General features: G+C 63.6%; 18 protein-coding genes. 13 read left to right on the top strand and 5 right to left on the bottom strand.

Annotated elements, in window-relative coordinates:
* The 7 genes from trbJ to WMK75_RS14320 all read left to right on the top strand — a co-directional run.
* A partial coding sequence (gene trbJ / locus WMK75_RS14350; RefSeq protein ID WP_347268321.1) for a P-type conjugative transfer protein TrbJ occupies positions 1-483 on the top strand: 483 nt, incomplete at its 5' end.
* 17 nt (positions 484-500) lie between these two features.
* Positions 501-788, top strand: coding sequence for a putative entry exclusion protein TrbK-alt (gene trbK-alt / locus WMK75_RS14345; protein ID WP_347268320.1), 288 nt, complete (start codon positions 501-503; stop codon positions 786-788).
* A 2-nt stretch (positions 789-790) separates the two neighbouring features.
* Positions 791-2,149: a P-type conjugative transfer protein TrbL gene (gene trbL, locus WMK75_RS14340; RefSeq protein ID WP_347268319.1), complete on the top strand. Its 1,359-nt coding sequence runs from the start codon at positions 791-793 to the stop codon at positions 2,147-2,149.
* Positions 2,146-2,835 carry a conjugal transfer protein TrbF gene (trbF, locus tag WMK75_RS14335; protein WP_347268318.1) on the top strand — a complete coding sequence of 230 codons (690 nt, stop codon included), beginning with the start codon at positions 2,146-2,148 and terminating at the stop codon, positions 2,833-2,835. The genes trbL and trbF overlap by 4 nt, the downstream gene beginning before the upstream one ends.
* A complete protein-coding gene (gene trbG, locus WMK75_RS14330; protein WP_347268317.1) occupies positions 2,832-3,860 on the top strand; it encodes a P-type conjugative transfer protein TrbG in 1,029 nt (342 codons plus the stop codon). Before trbF ends, trbG begins: the two co-directional genes overlap by 4 nt.
* Entirely contained in the window at positions 3,857-4,984 is a 1,128-nt protein-coding gene (locus tag WMK75_RS14325; RefSeq protein ID WP_347268316.1) for a TrbI/VirB10 family protein, read from the top strand. Before trbG ends, WMK75_RS14325 begins: the two co-directional genes overlap by 4 nt.
* Positions 4,985-4,986: 2 nt before the next feature.
* On the top strand, positions 4,987-5,208 hold the full coding sequence (locus WMK75_RS14320) for a DUF2274 domain-containing protein (RefSeq protein ID WP_347268315.1): 222 nt from the start codon (positions 4,987-4,989) through the stop codon (positions 5,206-5,208).
* On the opposite strand, the gene WMK75_RS14315 is transcribed toward WMK75_RS14320, so the two are convergent.
* Positions 5,203-5,916, bottom strand: a complete 714-nt coding sequence (locus WMK75_RS14315; RefSeq protein WP_347268314.1) for a TetR/AcrR family transcriptional regulator — start codon at positions 5,914-5,916, stop codon at positions 5,203-5,205. The two genes, WMK75_RS14320 and WMK75_RS14315, sit on opposite strands and share 6 nt — an antisense overlap.
* A gap of 258 nt (positions 5,917-6,174) precedes the next feature.
* Here WMK75_RS14315 and WMK75_RS14310 point away from each other — a divergent pair, with 258 nt between their 5' ends.
* Positions 6,175-7,071, top strand: a complete 897-nt coding sequence (locus WMK75_RS14310) for a LysR family transcriptional regulator (protein WP_347268313.1) — start codon at positions 6,175-6,177, stop codon at positions 7,069-7,071.
* A 167-nt stretch (positions 7,072-7,238) separates the two neighbouring features.
* Here WMK75_RS14310 and WMK75_RS14305 read toward each other — a convergent pair whose 3' ends face one another.
* The 3 genes from WMK75_RS14305 to WMK75_RS14295 form a co-directional block, all read right to left on the bottom strand.
* Positions 7,239-7,682 carry a UPF0149 family protein gene (locus WMK75_RS14305; RefSeq protein ID WP_347268312.1) on the bottom strand — a complete coding sequence of 148 codons (444 nt, stop codon included), beginning with the start codon at positions 7,680-7,682 and terminating at the stop codon, positions 7,239-7,241.
* A 399-nt stretch (positions 7,683-8,081) separates the two neighbouring features.
* Positions 8,082-9,113 (bottom strand): IS110 family transposase, encoded by a 1,032-nt coding sequence (locus tag WMK75_RS14300; RefSeq protein ID WP_347268311.1) that lies wholly within the window; start codon positions 9,111-9,113, stop codon positions 8,082-8,084.
* Positions 9,114-9,216: 103 nt separating this feature from the next.
* Complete coding sequence (locus WMK75_RS14295) at positions 9,217-10,797, bottom strand: hypothetical protein (protein WP_347268310.1); 1,581 nt, start codon at positions 10,795-10,797, stop codon at positions 9,217-9,219.
* Positions 10,798-11,014: 217 nt separating this feature from the next.
* On the opposite strand from WMK75_RS14295, the gene WMK75_RS14290 reads away from it, so the two are divergent.
* The 5 genes from WMK75_RS14290 to WMK75_RS14270 are packed head-to-tail and all read left to right on the top strand — an operon-like array spanning position 11,015 to position 19,347.
* The gene (locus WMK75_RS14290) at positions 11,015-12,394 is read left to right on the top strand and encodes an exonuclease domain-containing protein (protein WP_347268309.1); all 1,380 of its coding nucleotides are present in this window, start codon (positions 11,015-11,017) and stop codon (positions 12,392-12,394) included.
* 52 nt (positions 12,395-12,446) lie between these two features.
* Complete coding sequence (locus WMK75_RS14285; RefSeq protein WP_347268308.1) at positions 12,447-13,349, top strand: WYL domain-containing protein; 903 nt, start codon at positions 12,447-12,449, stop codon at positions 13,347-13,349.
* Positions 13,346-16,030, top strand: coding sequence for a DNA methyltransferase (locus tag WMK75_RS14280; RefSeq protein WP_347268307.1), 2,685 nt, complete (start codon positions 13,346-13,348; stop codon positions 16,028-16,030). Before WMK75_RS14285 ends, WMK75_RS14280 begins: the two co-directional genes overlap by 4 nt.
* Positions 16,031-16,089: 59 nt before the next feature.
* Entirely contained in the window at positions 16,090-18,105 is a 2,016-nt protein-coding gene (locus WMK75_RS14275; protein ID WP_347268306.1) for a hypothetical protein, read from the top strand.
* A gap of 3 nt (positions 18,106-18,108) precedes the next feature.
* Entirely contained in the window at positions 18,109-19,347 is a 1,239-nt protein-coding gene (locus WMK75_RS14270) for a GIY-YIG nuclease family protein (RefSeq protein ID WP_347268305.1), read from the top strand.
* Between the two features lie 188 nt (positions 19,348-19,535).
* On the opposite strand, the gene WMK75_RS14265 is transcribed toward WMK75_RS14270, so the two are convergent.
* Positions 19,536-20,657, bottom strand: a complete 1,122-nt coding sequence (locus tag WMK75_RS14265; RefSeq protein ID WP_347268304.1) for a Fic family protein — start codon at positions 20,655-20,657, stop codon at positions 19,536-19,538.
* Positions 20,658-21,225: the final 568 nt, after the last annotated feature.

Below are 21,225 nucleotides of genomic sequence, written 5' to 3'. Positions count from 1 at the left end.
AATGTCCAGCGGACCCAGCAGCTTCTCGGTCAGGCCCAGAACATCGCCTTCGACGTGCAGAACATCGACCAGATGTTTCAGCAGGATTATGGCAATCTGTCCCTTACGACCACGGATCAGCAGCTCATCGCCGATGCCCGGTCTCGCTGGGAGAATACCGTCGGGGGCCTTCAGGACGCCATGCGGGTGCAGGCCGGCGTTGTCGGGAACATCGACAGCAACCGGGCCGAGATGTCCGCGCTCGTCGGCGAAAGCCAGGGCGCGACCGGGGCGCTGCAAGCTACGCAGGCCGGCAACCAGCTTCTCGCCCTCCAGTCGCAGCAGCTTTCCGACCTGGTTGCGGTCATATCGGCTAATGGCCGGGCGGAGGCCCTCACGGAAGCCGAGCGGGCGACCGCTGCCGAGCAGGGCCGCATCCAACGCGAGCGCTTCCTGACGCCGGGGGCGGGCTACCAGCCCGGAAACGCGCAGATGTTCAACTGAGGCTGGGAGGGCAGATCATGGAAGGGAAGATGCCGGCCCGCATCGCGGCCATCGTGTTCGTCGCCGTCGCGATCACCGCGGCGATCATCGAGATGACCCGCGAGGAAGCCACCGCGCCAGCACCTTCCGCTCCTGCGCTTTCGCGTCAGGTCGATCCCCTGCGCGAAGGGCAGCGCCGCTGTCAGGAGATGGGAGAGGCGGCAGCCAATGATGCCGCCTGCCTGGGCATCTGGGCCGAGACTCGCGACCGGTTTCTCGGCCGGACACCCGCGCCGTCGACGCCTGGCCCGGATGGGGGGCGATAATCATGGGCGGGACGGGGGTCATCGACAATTTTCTCGGCATCTTCACCAGCTATATCGACTCGGGCTTCGGCCTGCTCGGCGGTGAGGTGGCCTTTATCGCCACAACGCTCATCGTCATCGACGTGACACTCGCCGCTCTGTTCTGGGCCTGGGGCGCCGACGACGACATCATCGCGCGCCTGGTGAAGAAGACGATCTTCGTCGGAGTGTTTGCCTATATCATTTCCAACTGGAACAACCTCGCCCGCATCGTCTTCGAGAGCTTCGCCGGCCTCGGCCTCATGGCCTCCGGCACGGGGTTTTCCGCCGCCGATCTCCTGCGCCCCGGCCGCGTAGCGCAGATCGGCCTCGATGCCGGGCGGCCGCTACTCGAATCCATCTCCGATCTCATGGGCTGGATCGCGGTCTTCGAAAACCTGGTGCAGATCCTCTGTCTGTTTTTCGCCTGGGCGCTGGTGATCCTCGCCTTCTTCATTCTGGCGATCCAGCTCTTTGTCACCCTGATCGAGTTCAAGCTGACCACCCTGGCCGGCTTTGTGCTGATCCCCTTCGGTCTCTTCGGCAAGACTGCCTTCATGGCCGAACGGGTTCTGGGCAATGTCGTCTCATCCGGCATCAAGGTGCTGGTTTTGACCGTCATCATCGGCATCGGCTCGACACTCTTCGGCCAGTTCACCGCAGGCTTCGGCGGCGCGACCCCGACCATCGACGACGCCATGGCCATCGTGCTGGCCGCCCTTTCCCTTCTCGGCCTCGGTATCTTTGGTCCCGGTATTGCCACCGGCCTCGTCTCGGGCGGCCCGCAACTCAGCGCAGGGGCGGCGGTTGGAACCGGCCTCGCGGTCGGTGGAGCTGCTGTCGCTGCCGGTGGCGCGACCATGCTCGCCGCGCGGGGCGGCGGTGCCGCACTCTCGGGTGGTGCTGCGCTTACGCGCGGTGGCGCCTCGGCCGCCGGTGCGGCCTCGTCCGCCTATTCCCTCGGTTCCATGGGCGACTCCGGCGCGGCCGGGGTCGCCTCCGGGCTTGGCGGTGTGGCGCGCGCCGCAGGCTCGGCCGCGATCTCCCCCCTGAAGCGAGCAGCCTCCCGTGCCACCGACAGCGTGAAATCCAGCTACTCCGATGGCACAAAAGCCGGGTTCGCTGCGTCCGGCGGCAGCTCCTCGATGGGCACGATCGGGGGCGCACCATCGCCCGAGCCGTCATCCCCCTCAGCCGCAGATGGCCCTCCGGCCTGGGCGCAGAAAATGCGCCGCAGCCGGGCGATGAGCCACGGCGTCACCGCTGCCGCCCATGCCGTCCGGTCCGGCGACAGCCACGGTGGCGGCGCCTCCGTCAGCCTTTCCGAAAGTGACCGCACATGAACATCTTCAAACGACCGACGACCCACTACGGCAAGGTGCCGGAACCCGAAACGTCCTATCAGCGCGCCGCACAGGTCTGGGACGAACGCATCGGTTCGGCCCGCGTGCAGGCGAGAAGCTGGCGCTATATGGCCTTCGGCTCGCTGCTCCTCTCGCTCGGGTTTGCCGGGGCACTTGTCTGGCAATCGGCGCGCGGAACCGTGGTGCCCTGGGTGGTTCAGGTGGACAATCTCGGCCAGGCGCAAGCCGTCGCGCCGGCCGCAGCCGATTATCGACCGACTGATCCACAAATCGCCTTCCACCTCGGCCGTTTCATCGAACAGGTCCGCTCGCTCCCGGCCGACGCTATCGTCGTCCGCCAGAACTGGCTCCGGGCCTACGAGTTCACCACGGATCGCGGCGCGGCGGCGCTGAACGACTATGCCCGCGCCAATGATCCGTTCACCCGCGTCGGCCGCCAGCAGGTCGCAGTCGAGGTCTCCAGCGTCATCCGGGCGTCGCCGGACAGTTTCCGTGTGGCCTGGTCTGAGCGGCACTACGAGAACGGCCAGCTCTCCACCACCGAGCGATGGACCGCGATCCTGACCATCGTGATCCAGACCCCGCGCGATGCCGAGCGGCTGCGCGCCAATCCCCTCGGAATCTATGTCAACGCGATCAACTGGTCACGGGAGATGAGCCAATGACCGCCACGACTTTCCGCAAAGCCGGGCTTCCGGTCTTCCGCAAACCCGCCTGCGCGGTTTTGCTGCTTTCGGCCACCGTGCTGGCCGGCTGCGCGACCAACCGGACGCCGCAGTTCAGCTACGACGCCGACGTGCCGCCGTTGCCGACCGCGCAGGCCGCCGCGGCCGACACAACGCCCAGGCCGCTGCACGTCCCACCCGCCTGGACTGTGGCGCGGGGCGGCGAGGCCGCCGGCACGGCGACGGCTCGCGTCGAGAACGCCAATGCCGCCGCCCGCGTCGAGCCGCGCCGGGAAGGCTACTACAACGCCATCCAGATCTATCCGTGGAGCGAAGGCGCGCTCTATCAGGTCTATGCCGCAGTCGGGCAGATCACCACCATTGCGCTGGAGCCGGGCGAAAGCCTGACCGGCGCGGGGCCGATCGCTGCCGGCGACACCGCTCGCTGGATCATCGGTGACACCGAGAGCGGCAGCGGCCCGACCCGCCGGGTGCATGTGCTTGTGAAGCCGACCCGGCCGGACATTTCGACCAACCTCGTCATCACCACCGACCGGCGCATCTACATGATCGAGCTCCGCGCGCGGGAGGCGCTCTATATGCCTGCCGTGGCATGGGCGTACCCGGCACCGCCGCCGGGCAGCCGCACGACTGCGCCGTCGGTCCCCGTCATCCCGGCCGAGGCCGCGCGCAACTATCGTTATGGCTTGCAGGTGCAGGGCAGCAGCCCGCCATGGCGGCCGGTTTCCGTCTTCGACGACGGCAGGCGCGTCTATGTCGTATTCCCGCGCGGCATCGTGCAGGGAGAGATGCCGCCTCTGTTCGTCCTTGGATCGGACGGCGAACCGCGGATCGTCAATTCCCGCATCCACCAGAACGTCCTGATCGTGGACCGCCTGTTCGGCGCGGCCGAGCTGCGCCTCGGCAGCGGCGATCGCCAGCAGGTGGTCAGGATCGTCCGCGTCGAGCAGACGCAGGCCGCAGCCCAGCCAGACGGTGCGACCACGGGAGGATCACCCTCATGAGCGATACCGGCACCACCGCTCCCATGCGGCTGCGCGCCGAGCCGCCGCGCGTCACCCGCTTGTCCCGCAACGTGCTGGCAGGCGCCGGAGCCGTCGCCCTTCTCGGCATTTGCGGGGCACTGATCTACGCCCTCCAGACCCGCGACGCAGGACCGGGCGGTGGCGAACTCTATTCGACCGAGAACCGTCCCACGGCGGATGGGCTGGCGGGTTTGCCGCGCGACTATACCGGCCCGATCCTTGGACCGGCGTTGCCCGGCGATCTCGGCCGCCCGATACTTGAGGCCGAGAGGCGGGGACAACCGGTCGCGCCACCGACCATCACGACGCCCGCTGTTGATCCAGAAGAGCAGCGGCGTCTCGCCGAGGAAGAAGCCGCTCGTCTGAGCGGCGTGTTCTTCCAGTCTGGCCCGCGGGCTGGAGCGACGCCGGGAACGACCATGCCCGGCCTCGCCGGTCTCGATTTCGGTGGTCAGGCTCCAGCGCAGGATCGTCATACCGCTTTTCTCAACGGGCCTGCGGGCCGGCAAACCGTCGCCCCGGATCGCGTCGCACCACCGGCGTCGCCCTATATCCTGCAGGCCGGGGCGGTGATCCCGGCGGCGCTTATCACCGGCATCCGTTCCGACTTGCCCGGCCAGATCACGGCCCAAGTGACCGAGAACGTCTATGACAGCCCGACCGGCTCGCTGCTCCTGATCCCGCAGGGAACGCGCATCATCGGCCAATATGATGACGGTGTGACCTTCGGCCAGCGCCGCGTGTTGCTGGTGTGGAATCGCCTGATCCTGCCGGGCGGGCGGTCCATCGTCCTGCAGCGCCTGCCGGGTGCGGACGCTTCCGGTTACGCCGGGCTTGAGGATGGCGTGGATTACCACTGGTGGGATCTGATGCGGGCCGCTGGCCTCTCGACCTTGCTTGCGGTCGGTGCGGAATTGGCCAGCAGCGACGAGGACCGACTGATCCGCGCCATCCGCGACGGGGCGCAGGATACCATCAACCAGGCGGGTCAGCAGATCGTCCAGCGCCAGTTGCAGGTCGCGCCCACGCTCACCATCCGGCCCGGTTTCCCGGTCAGGATAATCGTGACCCGCGATCTCGTATTCGAGCCGGCAGGAGGTTGACCATGACAAAGCTGAAACTCGGCCCGCTGCCGGACGACAAGCCCGTGAAGATCACGGTGGAACTGCCCGCGTCGCTTCACCGCGATCTGATCGCCTATGCCGAGGTGCTGGCCCGCGAGACCGGCCAGCCTGCGGCCGATCCCGTCAGGTTGATCGTGCCGATGCTGGAGCGGTTCATCGCCACGGATCGCGGATTTGCCCGCGCAAGAAAAGCCCGCTCATGACGTGATCGGGTGTTTGGCCGGGCCGGTCGCCGCGATCATTTCCATGAGCGAGTCGATCACGCTCTGCGTCGAGTCCCACTTTTCTGCAGGATCGAGCCGGCGATTCTGCAGGTTCAGACTGACCGCCCCATGGATCGTTGACCAGAACATGAAACCGTAGCGCTGCGGGTCCGCACCCGGCAAGTAGCCGCGTTCCTGACACAAACGAAGCGCTGTCAGCAGCAGACACAGGATCTGTCGTCCGGCTTTGCTTGACCAGGGATCATCGCTGGCTCCAAGTGTCTGCGGCGGCGAGAACATCAGCCGGTACAGAGTGGGATTGTCGAGGGCAAAGCGCGCATAGGCATAGGTGCCGTCGCGCAAATAGCCGAACGGATCGCCTCGCATCTGTTCGAAAACCGCGAACTTCTCACAGTAGAGCCGTCCGAAGCCTTCCTCGCGCACCGCACGCAGCAAAGCATTCTTGTTACGGAAATGGCCGTAAAGGGCCGGCGCCGTGCATCCCACGGCTTGTGCCACAGCCGTCAGTGGAACACCGAAGTCACCCTGCTGTGCCAGCAGGCGGATCGTTTCCTCGACCGCGCGGCGAGGAATATCAAGTTCCTGCTCCTTCCTGGGCCGAGCCATCGGGATCCCTGCTGCAACTGTACGTGAAAACTGAATGCGATTTATTTTTTCGTTGACGGAGCCGATGTCAAGCAGCACCATCCCAAGAACTGAATGATATTAAGTTTGAGGCGAAGAGGAGGGGAGATGGTCGCGTACGAATCTGGGCATCATGGCGCGCGCCTCTCTTGTGGCATGCGCCGGTGCCCTCGTCGGCAGGCTGCAAACGAGCGCCGGCCAGAAGCCAACTGCGGTTCGGGATGATGCGTCATGCCTGCGCGCCGGAACAGGGACGCCCCATCTGGTAGCTCCGTCCTCGCGCGTATTGTCGAGGGCAGCGCCGGTAAGAACACAATCCGGTTGCGCCAGCTGCGGCATTTCCTTGCAGCGGCGGACCAAGGGAGTTTCCGCAAGGCAGCAATCGCGCTCGCCATCAATGAATCGTCGGTCAGCCGCCAGATCCGCGACCTTGAGGATGAATTGGGTGCTTCTCTTTTCATACGACATTCGGGCGGGGTGCGGCTGACAGTCGCCGGGCAGGAGTTTCTGCGCAGCGCCCGGCATGCCCTTCGGCAGATCGACATCGGCGTGACAAAAGTCGCTGCGGTTGGCCGGGCTGACCAGGGACTGCTCAAGGTCGGAATTTTCTCGTCGCTGGCGTCGGGGTTTCTGTTTGACCTCCTGCGGAAGTTCGGGAGGCACCATCCGACGGTTCAGATCGACCTCATGGACGGAAATCCTGCCGAGCATGTCGCGGCTGTCCGGAAGCTGGACCTGGACATCGCCTTCATTACCGGAACCGCTCGCTGGGATGGCTGCGAAACGGAGCATCTCTGGTGCGAACGGGTCTTTGTCGTGCTGCCGACCGACCACCCGCTGGCTGCCAAAGCCCAACTCGGATGGCCTGATCTGACAGGTGAACGCTTCATCGTGAGCGATGTCGCACCGGGCCAGGAGATCCACGACTATCTGGTCGCTCACCTTGCCGGTCTCGGTCATCACCCTGACATTCACTCCCAGCATGTGGGCCGCGACAACATCCTGTCGCTGGTCGCGGTCGGTCGTGGCCTCACCTTGACGAGCGAAGCCACCACCGTCGGGCAATTTCCGGGGATCGCATTCCGGCAACTGGCGGACGAAGTGTTGCCGTTCAGCGTGGTCTGGTCTGATCAAAACGATAACCCGGCCTGCCGACGCTTGTTGAGCATGGCTCGCGCGATGGGGAAAGCTTCTGTGCTGTCACAACCACCTCCCTGAGGATGGCAACCCTCGAAGCAAGAATGTCGTGGGGCTTTCCTCTGGCTCGCGTGCTCTCGAACAGCAACCACCTTCAGATCCGACGGATAGTCTCACCTCCGCCGGATGCGCGCCGCGATAGCCCAGGCGCTCGCCCCTTCGGACGACATTCGCAGTGGAAACAACTATCAGGAACCCCTGTTTCGATCATGACGTGCAGCGATCCACTGGCCGAGACTCTTCAATTCGGCCGCGCTGAAGCCCGTGGCCATCGCATCGGCAGCGCGCTGCATCATCGCCCGATCGTCCGGGGCCGTGGACTTCGCAGGCCAGGACGATCGAAAGTGCTCGCAGGCATGGCTGAACCCGGCCGCCCAGTTCCGCATGGCCATCTGGCTGCGCCCGGACATTGCGGCCGTGAATTCCGCAGGCTTGTTCGCTTGGTCTACGCAGGCGTTCGCGCGCATCAGGATCAGATCGGCGAAGCGCTGGATACTGTCCGGCGTCAGGTTTCCAATGGCGCTGCCGAGGATTTCGGGCAACCACCTGTTGGGCGCGATCACCTTCGGCGCGATGGTGACCGACATCAGGAACCCGTCGATCCAATCCGCCGTGATCGCCGAGCCCTTCACGAGGCGTGCCAGTTCGCCCTTCCGCTCCGGCTTTGGCGTACATGCCTCCGCCTCTTCCGCCCATTTCTCAAGCGTTCTCTAATCGGGCTTGTCAAGCTCCACTTCGGATTCTGGGGCGGTGGGCGCGCGGTGCTTCCAAGGGGCGCAAGCGCGCCCACCGGTGATCATGAGTGGGGCTTTCGCTCGGGGCGTCCGCGTCGGCGGGAAGGTCTGGCCGGGCTCTGGGGTTCTCTCCGCGGTCGCTGCGCGAGCGCCGCATGTTGGCGTTCAGGTCCGGACGGATCGAAGTGGTGTGCGCGGTCGAAGGCCCGCATGCGTGGGAGCGATCTCGTCCTCGCCCTGCGTCCCGGCTGGACGCATCCCGGTCCCGCGCGGTCGCGGGCCGGTCGTCGACTGGGCTTATGCGATCGCCGCGTCGCGGAAGGGGGTGTCGGTGCGCCACATGGCGTGCAGGATCACCGCCAGCTTGCGCGCCAGGGCGACCTTGGCCTTTCGCGGCCCGGTGCGTTTGGCGATCGCGAGGGCCCAGTCGCGCAGGCGGGATCCGCCGAGCTTGCGCGTCATGATGGCGTTGGCGGCCTCGTAGAGATGGGTTCGGGTCATCCTGTCGCCGCGCTTCGAGATGCGGCCGTTGCGGCTGATTTCGCCGGACTCGTAGCGCCGCGGCGTCAGCCCGAGCCAGGCGCCGGCGCTCGCCGAGCTGCGGAAGCGCCCGGCGTCGTCGAAGGCAGTGGCGACCGCGAGCGCGGTGATCGGGCCGACGCCCGGCGTGCTCATGAACAGCCGGACCGTGCGACTGCGGCGCGCCGCAGCGCGCACCTCGGCGTCCAGCGCCCGGATCCGCTGCAGGATGGCGCACCGCGCCGCGACCAGCGCCTCGAAGATCGGGCGCAGCTCCGGCGCGACGGCGAGCTCGCCGGCGATGATCTCCTCGGCGCGCCGCATGAAGCCGCCGACCCGCTTGCCGAAGAGGACGCCGAAGGTCTTCAGCAGGCCCCGCACCTCGTTCTCGAGCCGAACGCGGATGGCGACCAGCGCGTCGCGGGCGGTCAGCAGCGCCCGCACGACGTAGGCCTCGTGGCTCTTGATCCGCACCGCCTTGAACCAGCCGGTGCGCACGATCTGCGCGAGGCCGCGTGCGTCGTGGCGGTCGGTCTTGTTGGGCATCATCTTCAGCGCCGCGCTGGCGTGGCGGGCGTCGAGGCAGATGACCGGCAGCCCCTTCGCGGTCAGTGCGTTCCAGAGCCAGACCGCCAGCGGGCCGGTCTCCATGCCGACCTTTTCGAGCGCCCCTGTCCAGCGCCCGAGCCAGGTCGCGATCGCATCCGGGCAGGTAGCGACCTTGCCCTCCGCGAGCAGTGCTCCGCCGTCGTCGATGACGCAGATCGCCGTCAGTTCCTGCGAGACGTCCAAGGCTGCATAGACACCCATGCCATGATCCTCCGTTGCGAGGGCGAGAGACGACGGACGACCCGTCGCTCCCGGATCATCGACCGCAGGCGCGGCGCGCGCGAGCCGCGGGATGCCGATTACGCTAAGTGGTGTCCTGATCCACGTTCGGGTCGTCGAATACCCATGCCTCGATTGTCTGGTCGTGGACATCGGCCATGACCGGGATCCTCTTCAGATCGCGTCCTTCGAGGAGCGCCACCGCCGTGGCCGTGAAGCTGTTGGCGTCCGGGTGGTCGGCCGCCGTCAACACATCGGCCGCCCGCGCGACAAGTCGCGCCCAGAAGTCGCGTCGGGTCTCGAGCCATCGCCACAGCGCCGAGTCCAGCGCGCGCGGACTGTGGCGGCCCTCGAGCACCTCATGCGCATGATCGCTTTCCTCGAACCAGCTCTGGACGATCTCATGGCGATCCCACCAGCCCTCGCTGGCATTGATCAGCTTGCCTCGCGCCTGCGCCGAGAGACCGCGTATGCGATCCGTGACGGGCAGCGCCGCGATCAGGGCCTCGGTCGTGACCGCTTCCGGCCGCAGCTTGTCGAGGCCACAGAGTTCCGCCACCTCGATGAGCCCCGCGGCCGGGGGTTGCCCTGCTGCAAGGCCATCGGCCAGCGCCATGGCGAGGCTGCCTTCGAGCCATGAGAGGGGCACCTTGACCGCGCCGGTTTCCTGGCAGATGCGGCTGATCAGCGCCTTCTGTTCGCTCGCCGACGTGCAGGGCACGGTATAGGCGTCCTTGACCCCGTGGCCCTGTTTGAAGAGCAGCATCGCCGTCTTGCGGCTTCCGCCCGATTGCAGCGCGACCATGACGCTTTGCGCGCCGCCGCCATCGGGCAGTGTGGCCATGACCGAATGGATAGTCCACGGCTTGGTTGACGCGCCGGTCGCCAGACCCGACCGCATGGCGCGTTTCAATGCCTCGTCCACCGAAGCGCGGGCCTCGTCCTGAGGCATCCAGCTGCGCAGGATCACCATCTTGCTCGCTATCTCCTGCGAGAGCGTGCCTGCTGCGGCGCGTTCGCCCAAGGCTTGCGCCGCCGCAGCGCGGACCGGTGCAGCGGGATCGAGCAGCCAGAAACATGCCAGCTTCGCGTGGATCGGCTCCGATCGTCCAACCGACCATGCGATGACGTGCTCGTGCATTGCCGACGGCATTGCCGGGAACGTCTCGGTCAGCGCGGCATGCAGCATGAGCGCATCGCCTTCGGTCTGCTCGATCAGACTGCGGAACAGATCTTCCAGCGCCGCCTCCGCCGCGACACGATCCTGCGGGGCAGGGCCGGGCGCTACGCGCATCATATCGGCGGAAGAAACCTCCAAGGATGCGGGTGCGGGCAGTCCGCTCCTCGTCCATGCGCTTGCAAGAAGCAGGCGGTGGAAGGGGCTCAGGCGCCCCTGGCCAGAAGCCAGTTCGACCGCATCTGCCACGGCCTCTAGAAAGGTATCACCTCGCTTCTTTCGGTTCTCCCTGGCCATGCGCGCGGCATCCAGTGCCGATGCCAGCAATTCGGTGAGTGGCTCCAGCTCCGGGGCACTCTCCTTCGTGGCGCAGAGCTTCGCGACCAGACGGCCACCCAATGCTGGCCGATGCAGCATCGAAAAACTTGCGCGGTCGAGAACCTCGCCGCGCGCACTATCATCGTCCTGCAGCCGCGACAGTTCCGCCAATGCTGTCTCGATCGGTCCTTCCGACACGTATCCCCACTTTCTGAATCGCGCCCTTATATTTTTCGCAGCCTATTCGCCGGCCGTGGGATTGTCACCGACGCGAGCACTGAGAGCGGCACTTATTGGCCCAGAACAGGTCCGACCCGTCGTCGTTGGCCACAGGTCCAGACCAGAACATCGATACTGACGCGACGGTGACCAACGGTTATGGTGCCCCATGACCTTTGCCTTCTACGATCTGGAGACGACCGGCACTTCCCCTGCATTCGATCAGCCCCTGCAATTCGCTGCCATTTTGACGGATGATGCGCTCAGGGAGATCGAGCGCGTCAATTTGCGTTGCCGCATCGCGCCGCATGTCATTCCGTCGCCTTGGGCGCTTGCAGTTACCGGGGTGCGCCCGGCGCAGCTCCTGGACCCGGCTTTGCCGACGTTCTTCGAGCTTGCGCAGCAAATCGGCGCGCTGATCAAGCGCTGGTCTCCCGCGATCTGGATCGGATTCAACAGCATCCGCTTCGATGAGGAAATGCTGCGCCAGGCTTTTTATCAGAACCTGCAGCCCGACATCTTCGCCACCCAGTTCAACGGCAACACGCGCTTCGATGTGCTGACCGCGCTCTATGCCGTCTGGTATCGTCAGCCTGACCTGTTTGAGTGGCCGGTCGAGGTGGACGGCAGGTTACGCTTCAATTTGGACCGCATAGCGCCGCTGAACGGCTTTGCTGCACACGACGCGCATGATGCGCTCGGCGATGTCGAGGCGACCATACACATCGCCCGCCGCATCGCCGACCGTGCCCCGGCGCTCTGGGCAGAATTGCTGGCCAACCGGGACAAGGCGCATGTTCAAGCCAGCCTTGAAACCTACCAGCCCATGGCGCTGGTGGAGCGTTTTGGCGGCGGCCCGCCGCACGCGACCGTCGGCTGCTTCTGTGGCATGTCGGCCAGCAACGCCAATCAGGCGGCCTTCTTCGATCTTGATGCCACTGATCCGGCCGATCTCCTTGCGGCCGATGACGCAACGCTTTTTGCTGCCGTCGATCCCGCACCCAAGGTCATCCGGGCCTTCTCGATCAATAAGTCACCCGCTTTGCTTTCGGTCTCGACGCCCAGCGTTATCCAGGTGCAGCGGGCACAGGTGATCGCTACTGCTCCTGACTTCCGGGCGCGGGTCGCGCAGGCTCTGGCCGCCCGCTTCCCCAAAGATCCTGCGGCACCGCTGCCTCCGGTAGAAAAGCAGATCTATGGCGGCTTCTACAGCCATGCGGACAAGACTCTCCTTGCCAAGTTCCAGCCTGCGGACTGGCGTCGACGGCAGGAGATCGTGTCCAGTCTTGTAGACCCCCGCCTGCGCCAGCTCGGCCGCCGCCTCGTCGCGTTTCACGCGCCCGATCTGCTCTCGACCGAAGAGCGCGGGCAATACGAGGCATGGTTGCGGGGGCGCTGGTCTGCACCGGAGGACCGGGAGACTGAATGGATGACCACGGTTCGCGCACACGCTGCTCTGGACGAGATGCGGGCCGATGAAGGGCTCGATCTGGGACTTGTCGCCGAGATCGAGACATTCCTGCAACAGTTTGGTCTGCCGGAAAGCTAACGATCGGAGGCTGTTCAGCTACCAGAATCATTTTATTGCGAGGGACTAATTTATGGTTCTATACTCGCAACAGGTGAAGGAAAGGCTCGGTGTGCCCCGCAAACGGATCAAACAGCTGAACTGGGGTGCGGAGCGGCGTAACGAGTTCATCGAATTCCGGGTGTTCTGGCATGGCCGGATCAATCGCTCGGACCTGATGGAAACCTTCGGCATCTCACTCCAGCAGGCATCCCTCGACCTGACGGGCTATGCTGATCGGTGGAAGCGGAACCTCGTCTATGACAAGAGCCAGCGTGCCTATGTCCGGGGGCGGAGCTTCAAGCCGCATTTCATAAAGCCTAGCGCCGAGGACTATCTCGCTCAGCTGCGTGCCCTCGATCAGGGCCTGGTCTCGCGCGAGCAGAGCTGGATCTGTCTGTTTCCAGGCTATGGAACCACGCCGACACCCGCGCGGGGGATTGCGCCAGAAACCCTGCGCGAGGTGTTGACCGCCATTCATGAGCCATCGGCTCTTGAGGTAACCTACCAGTCAATGTCGCGTCCCGAGCCAAGCACGCGCTGGATCGAGCCGCACTCACTGGCCTTCGACGGGTTTCGCTGGCACGCCCGTGCGTTCTGTCAGAATGACCAGGTGTTCAAGGATTTCCTGCTCTCCCGGATTGTCGCGATCGGGAAGCAGGGGCCGGTCACGACCGATCCTCAGAGGGATGTCGATTGGCACACGGAAGTCGTCCTGGAAATCGGGCCACATCCTGACCTTTCTCCAACGCAACGTCGTGCGATCGAGATGGATTATGGGATGGAAAACGGGCGCGCGCAATTTCCTGTGCGCAAGGCGCTGCTGTTCTATGCGCTCAAGCGTCTCGGCCTCGACACGGACCCGGCGGCACGGCGGCCGCAGGACCAGCAAATTATACTGATTAGCCAGAATTCCTTGCCAAAGGTCGACGCATGAATCCCACTGAAATTTACGAGGCCTTGGCCAATCTTGCGAGCAAGCCCTTCGATGCTGCGGAATTTCCCTTCGAGTTCGCCTTGGCGACCGACAACGCACCCGCGACGATCGCGAAGCTCAAGGGCGGCACCTACAACAAGTCCGACATTCCTGGCGGAGTGCTTCTGAACCAGAAGTTTCATTTTTCCCCAGCCCTGCCCGGCATGAGCGCCGCTTCTCTGGATGCCTTGCGGGGCAACAGGAGAAACGCGAAGCACAGGCCCGCTATTCTGATCGCCACAGACGGACAAGAAATCGCCGCCGAGCATCCCAAGTCTGGCGACACCCTTTATTGCGCCTTCTCGGAACTTGGCGACCGCTTTGGCTTTTTCCTGCCCGCCGCCGGGAAGGAGCGCTACCGGGCGGCCGAGGAGAACCCGGTTGACGTCAAGGTCGCGGGCAAGCTGGCCAAGCTTTACGACGCCCTGATCCGCAAGAATCCGGATTGGGCCGAAAAGGCGCATCAGCATGACATGAACCAGCTGATGACCCGGCTGATCTTCTGCATGTTCGCCGAAGATGTCGGGATCTTCCCCGAGGATCAGTTCAGCCGCCTAATCTTCACCCATGCCGGCGACAGGGGCGAAGGGATGCGCGAGGTGTTGATCAACGCCTTCACCGCCATGAACACGCCCAAGCCGGACAGAGGCGGGCTGCCCGCCTGGACGCGCGAGTTCGAATACGTCAACGGCGGCCTTTTTGCCGGGGCGATTGACGCGCCGGTGTTCGACGTGACAGCCACCCGCTATCTCAAGGATGTCTGCGGCGAGACCTGGACCGGGATCAACCCGGACATCTTCGGCTCGATGATCCAGTCGGTGGCGAACGCCCGGCTGCGGTCGGAACTGGGGATGCACTACACCAGTGTGCCCAACATCATGAAGGTGCTGGGGCCGCTGTTCCTTGATGATCTCGATGCCGAAATCGACAAGGCCTGGGGGCGCGATCGGGCCTTGCGGCAGGTGCTGGAGCGGATCGGGAAAATCCGGGTGTTCGACCCGGCCTGTGGCTCGGGGAATTTCCTTGTCGTCGCCTATCGGTCCCTGCGTGAGCGCGAGATCAGGATCCTGACGCGGCTTGCCGAACTGACCGGCGGCGCCCAGACCGAAATGTGGTCGGTGGTGCCGATCCGGAATTTCTATGGGATCGAACTGACCGATTTCGCCGTGGAAACGGCAAAGCTGGCGCTGTTCATCGCCGAGTATCAGGCCAACGCCCTGTTCAAGGAGGCCTTTGGCCGCAAGCCCGCCGACCTGCCGCTGAAGGACGCGGCGAATATCGTCTGCGACAACGCGCTGCGGGTTGATTGGGAACGGGTCTGCCCGCCGCCGGAGGATGGTGGCGAGGTGTTCATCGCGGGGAACCCGCCGTTTCTGGGCGACAACTCGCGGTCAGTTGAGCAGAACGCGGACATGGACCATGTTCTTGCGGCCCATCTTCCCGCCCATCGTCGCATTGATTTCGTGTCCTGCTGGGTCTTCAAGGCGGCGAATTACATTCGCGGTCGGAATGCGCGGTCGGCCCTCGTGTCAACCAATTCGATCTGTCAGGGGCAGTCGGTTGGGGCGCTTTGGCCCTATGTGCTGACTGGCGGTATCGAGATCGGTTTTGCGCACACGTCATTCAAGTGGCGCAACAACGCCTCGGCGAATGCGGCGGTGATCTGCGTGATCGTTGGGCTGCGGAATGTTTCAAAGGAGCCCAAGCGCCTATTTGATGACGTGCATGAGGCGCAGGCGTCAACCATCAACGCCTATTTGCTGGATGGCCCGGATTTGTTCGTTGGGGCGGAATCCCGATCAATCTTCGGTCTTTCCTACATGGAATACGGGAACAAGCCGACAGATGGGGGGCATCTGATCCTCAGCCCGGAAGAACGCGACGATCTGTTAGAGAAATACCCGGAAAGCGCCCCATATATACGGCGTTTCATGGGGTCCGACGAAGTGGTCAAGGGGAAGGTCCGCTATTGCTTATGGGTCACGGACGAAGACGCAGAAGCAGCCTCCCGAATCCCGCCCCTTAAAACCCGCTTTGACGCGGTAGCCGCGTTCCGGGCCGAAAGCAAAGCTGCCCAGACACGGCCCGCCGCTGCTTACCCTCACCGCTTCCGACAGGCACAGAACTTCGCACGGCAACACGCGATCCTTATCCCCAGCGTTACCTCGGAACGGCGGCCCTACCTTCCCTTCGAGCGGGTTGGTGCGGATGTCATCGCCTCCAACCTGAACTTCGCCCTCTACGACGCCCCCGACTGGTGCATGGCGCTGATCGCCTCGCGCCTGCATCTGGTCTGGATCGGGACGGTCTGCGGCAAGCTGAAATCCGACTTCCGCTATTCCAACACCCTCGGCTGGAACACCTTTCCGGTCCCGAAATTCACCGGCGATCAACTGGCTGCGCTGACCGCCTCGGCCATGGCTATCCTGCGCTGCCGCTATGGCCATTACCCGGCGACCATTGCCCAGCTTTACGATCCCGACAAGATGCCCGACGATCTGCGCGCCGCCCACAAGGCGAACGATGACCTGCTGGAAAGCATGTATATCGGCCGCCCGTTCCGCAATGACACCGAACGGCTGGAGCATCTGTTCAAGCTCTATGCCGCGCGGGCGAAGAAGCTGAAGAAGGGGGCCGCCTGATGTCCGATTTCGTTCGCGTCACCTATGGCCAGACCGGCAAGGCGCAGGAACCGAACCCAATGGGCATGCGCCCCATGCAGGCCCGCGTTTATGACGCCCGCGCGGCCCAGTTCATCCTGCTGAAGGCGCCGCCCGCCGCCGGAAAGTCCCGCGCGCTGATGTTCGTGGCGCTGGACAAGCTGGAAAACCAGGGGATCGGCAAGGTTATCGTCTGCGTCCCCGAAACCTCGATCGGGGCCTCGTTCCGGTCAACCGATCTTACGTCGCACGGGTTCTTTGCGGACTGGCAGGTGAACCCGCGCTGGAACCTTTGCCTGAGCGGCGCCGAGGAAGGCGCGACCAGCGGCAAGGTGCGCGCGGTGCGCGACTTCATGGCCTCCGGGGACCGGGTGCTGGTCTGCACCCATGCCACCTTTCGCTTTGCCTTTGATGAGATCGCCGAGGATGAGGGGACGGCGGCCTTCGACGATTGCCTGATCGCCATCGACGAATTCCACCATGTCAGCGCCGGGGATGACAACCGACTGGGTGAAATCCTGCGCCGCATCCTGAACCGGGGTCAGGCGCATGTGATGGCGATGACCGGATCCTATTTCCGGGGCGACAGCATCCCGGTCCTGCGGCCCGAGGATGAAGCGCGGTTCCGGTCGATCACCTACAGCTATTACGAGCAGCTGGACGGGTATCGGTTCCTGAAAAGCCTTGGAATTTCCTACAGTTTCTACCGGGATCAGTATATCAGCGCGATCCCCGAGGTGCTGAACCCGGACCTGAAGACCATCATCCATATCCCGCATCGCGGCTCGGCCGAGGCCTATGACGTCAAGCAGTCCGAGGTGGGGGCAATCCTGAGCTGCATCGGGGAGGTGATCGGCCGGGAAGAGCAGACCGGATTCGATCTGGTCCGGCTCCCCGATGGGCGGGTTCTGAAGGTGGCGGACCTGGTGGACGACGGGCCGGAGCGGGATCTGGTGAAGGCCTCGCTGACCCGCGAAATCGTCGGGCCGGACGGCAAGCGCGACGATGATGCGGACCGGGCCAAGGTGGACCTGATCATCGCCCTCGGGATGGCGAAAGAGGGGTTCGATTGGGTCTGGTGCGAGCATGCGCTGACCATCGGCTATCGTTCCTCGCTGACAGAGATTATCCAGATCATCGGGCGCGCGACCCGCGATGCCCCCGGCAAGCGCCATGCCCAGTTCACCAATCTGGTGGCGGAACCCGGTGTCGAGACCGGGGTGGTCACGGATGCGGTCAACGACATGCTGAAGGCGATCTCGGGGGCGCTCCTGATGGAGCAGGTCCTGCAACCGAACTTCCGGTTCTACAGGCGCGAGGATGGCGATACCCGACCTCCTGTCGAGGTGGACGGCGAGGGTCGGGTTCATATCGGGATCGGTGGCTTGATGGCCCCTCCGACAGACCGCGCGCGGGCGATCGTCGAGAATGACATGCACGAGCTGGTGGCGCAGGCATGCCAGCAGATGGACCGGCGCACCGTCGCGGATGACGTGGCCCCAGAGGTCGCGACCCAACTGGTGCTGACAAATATCATCGAGAGGACGTATGAAGACCTGACCCCCGACGAAACCGAAGCCATCCGGCAAGACTTGGCAGCCCGCATGAACATCGCCGCAATCGCGCGCCGGATGGCTCAGGAAGAGATGGAAAGCGGCGAGAAGGAGCCCGTCGAGGATTCTGACGCGGACAACGAGAGGTCGCCGGATGCGCTAAACCTGATCCGGATGGTGAAGAAGTTCATCAACGTGCGTGAACTGGACATCGACCTTATCGACTCCATCAATCCGTTCCGGGAAGGGTTCGATATCGCCTCCAAGGCGCTGGACACCCCGCTGCTCCAGCAGATCCAGAGCGCAATGGTCGCTCAGCGCGTCCAGATGACCGAAGAGGAGGCGCTGGTCCTCTGGCCCCGGATCAAGCGGTTCACTGCCCAGGAAGGGCGCCCCCCAAACCCCAACTCGCCGGACGATCTGGAACGTCGCCTTGCAGAGGCCCATGCCTACATCCGCACGAAAAAGGCGGAGCGGATGCGCGCTGCTCAAGGGGGGGCGTGACGGATGCCGCGATACAGATCGATCGAAGAAGTGCTTGAGGAAGAGGATGAACTGGGGCTTCTGAACATAAACCTGCGGCCCCGCGCTACCCGATCACCTGAGCGGGAGCGGGATGCCCAGTTGGTCACGGAGGTGAACGCATTCTTTGAACGGCATGGCCGCGTCCCGGATGCGGCGGCGACAGATCATGATGAGATGCGTCTTGGCATGATCTGGAGCCGGCTGGTTGCCAAAGGGGATGCCCCCGATCTGTTGGATGTCGATCGCAATGGTCTTTTGTCTGGCGGACGATTTGAACTGGTGCCCGAACCGTTGGCAGCGGAACACAACTGGCGCGACGATGTGGATAACGACGAAGTGCCTGCTTCTCTTGATGACATCTTTGACGACGAGGAACTCGACGTTTCAGAGGCATTGACCGTGATCCGAAACGTGACCCCGGCGGAGGAACGGCTGGTTCCGGATCACCGGGCCGAGTTCTACCCCTGTCACGATTTTGACCGCTTCCGCGCGATGTTCGAGGGAACCCAGGCCGCGCTGGAGGCCGGCGACCGTGAGGTGCGCCCGATCAATCCGAATGAGGAGGTCAGAGTCGACGAAGGTTCCCTCTTCATTCGAAAGGGCTTGCTGACCTATGTCGCCGAGAAGGCGGAAATGACCGCTCGCGCAGGAAAACGCGATCACAGGCTCCGCATCATCTTCTCAAACGGCACGGAGAGCGATCCGCTCTTGTCGTCCTTCCGAAAGGCGCTCGCAGACGATCCTACCTCCCGCGCAATCCACAGGCACGGCATGGGGGCGTTGGATCCCGATTGGGAGGCAGACCGGATCGATCTGACTGGGACCGTTTACGTGCTTCGGAGCAAGTCGAACGAACCACAAATCGTTGAAGTGCGGAATATACTCCTGAAAATTGGAGTGACGACACAAGAGGTGCGCCGCCGGATTGCCGATGCGCGCAATGATCCGACCTTCTTGCTGGCTCCGGTCGAGGTCGTCGCCACCTATGATCTCGTCAATCTGTCCTGGCGAAAAGTGGAGGGACTCCTGCACCGATTCTTTGATGCTGCCCGTCCGCGAGACCTGTGGATCACGGACCGTTTCGGCCGAAAGGTCTATCCGCGGGAATGGTTCTACGTTTTGCCGGAGCACGTGAGCAGGGCGGTCCAGGCAATCAAGGACGGCACCCTTCACCAAATTGAATACGATCCGGAAACACAATCAATCCGGAAGAAAACCTGAGAGACCTGACAAATTCTTTACACCGACAAGGTGCCACAATGACAATGCGTAATCCCCCGAAAGTAAGGGGCTGAAAAGCAGAATTTTCTCGGCTTGATGCGCGAGGAGATTTCGAATGAAGGCAATCAGATACACGCGCTCATCGGGCAGATGGGTGCGAACCACTTGGAGAGGACAGGTTCACGTTGTCAGGCATTCTGACCTCGTTCCGACAACAGCCCCAGAAGAGCAGGGTTGATATAGAGATTCTCGCGCCCGACCTTCACCTCCTCCAGCAGCCCTTCGGCAACCAGCGCCTTGAGATAGACCGCCGCAGTCTGGCGTTTGGCGACGCCGGCCTCGACCAGATCACCGATCCGGCAATAGGGGTTCACGAAGATCAGCTCGGCCAGTTCGCGGGAATAGACCTTGGGCAGGTTCTGGCGCATTCGCGCGGCGGTCTGCTCCAGCAGGTCGCGGATCGCGTGGATCCTTGCCGTGGTCCAGTGCGCCGTCGCCCTGACCGCCTCCATCATGAACAGCAGCCATTGTTCCCAAGCGTCCTGCGTGGTGACCTCCAGCAGATAGCGGTAATAGAGCGCCTTGTTCTGAATGATGTGTCGGCTGAGATAGAGCACGGGGATATCCAGCAGCCCCTTGTCCACCAGATAGAGCAAATTCAGCACCCGCCCGGTGCGGCCATTGCCATCGACGAAGGGATGGATCGCCTCGAACTGGTAATGCATCACCGCGAGGCGGATCAGCGGATCGATGTCCTCGGCCTCGTGGATATAGCGTTCCCAGTTGGCAAGCTTGGCGCGCAGCAGATCCTCGCCCTCCGGCGGGGTATAGATCACGGCCCCGGTGGCATCGTTCATCAAGGCGGTACCGGGCGTGCTGCGGATGTCGAGCTCGACACCCTTGATAGTGCGGCAGACCTCGACCGCGAGGGCGGTTGACAGCGGGCGTTGCCGCAGCATCCCGAAGCCCCGGTTCAGGGCGGTGCGATAGCGCAATGCTTCCTTGGTCGCCGGGTCGGCCTGACCGCCGGTGTCATTGGCAAAGCGGAACAGCCGGTCGGTGGTGGTGACGATGTTCTCGATCTCGGAACTCGCCTGGGCTTCGAGCAGCGGGATGGAGTTGATCAGCACCGCCTGGTTGGGGATAATCTGGCCAGAAACCCGCAACGCCGCCAGAGCGGCCCGTGCCTCGATGCAGGCTTTCAGCACGGCTTTGGTCTCGATATCCTGTGCCGGCGGCAGGGCAGGGAGGTCGTTGAACGGGCGGTCCGGGCGGAAGGTCATGTCGATCACCTGGTTCCTGATCGACATGACGGTTTGACAAGTCGAAGACATCGACATGTCGGGAATATGTGTCGACATTTGTAGATTGTATCGACATGGACGATCTGATGCAAGTCGTGCGACGGTTGGGTGACGGGCATCCGAGAGAAGGCCAGCGGTGCGCATCAGCCGACAGGGTAGCAAGACAGTTTGCGTGGGGATGTGGCAGTGCAGGTGATAATGGGTTCAGTTGTTGCTGACAAAACAGTATGTTACACTATGCTGCAAGCTTGGGGATCTGACGTTCGACCAATCGCAAGTATCGTTGGTTGCCTGCCCACGCAACCAAAAAATCCCGTAATAACAAAGATTTCAAAGTCGAGCTAAATGCTCGGCTTTTGGCTTTTGCAGTCTACATCAACGCCACATCAACACGACACTGAACTGGCCCCCGTTTCACCGGGCACTCAGGCGGTTGCGGTTTGAGCTGCGATGAACTCGCGGGGCGAGCGCATCTTCAGCCCTGAATGCGGGTGGTTAGAGGTGGTGCCGCCTGGTGAGACAGTTTGGCGGCTTGGCTAAGGTGGATCGGGTTGGTTTCTACGCCGCCAGTTTC

This window comes from Paracoccus sp. (in: a-proteobacteria) (assembly GCF_039808215.1).
Classification (GTDB): domain Bacteria; phylum Pseudomonadota; class Alphaproteobacteria; order Rhodobacterales; family Rhodobacteraceae; genus Paracoccus.
Note: the sequence above shows the minus strand (reverse complement) of the source record. Positions and strands in the feature narration are given on the sequence as shown.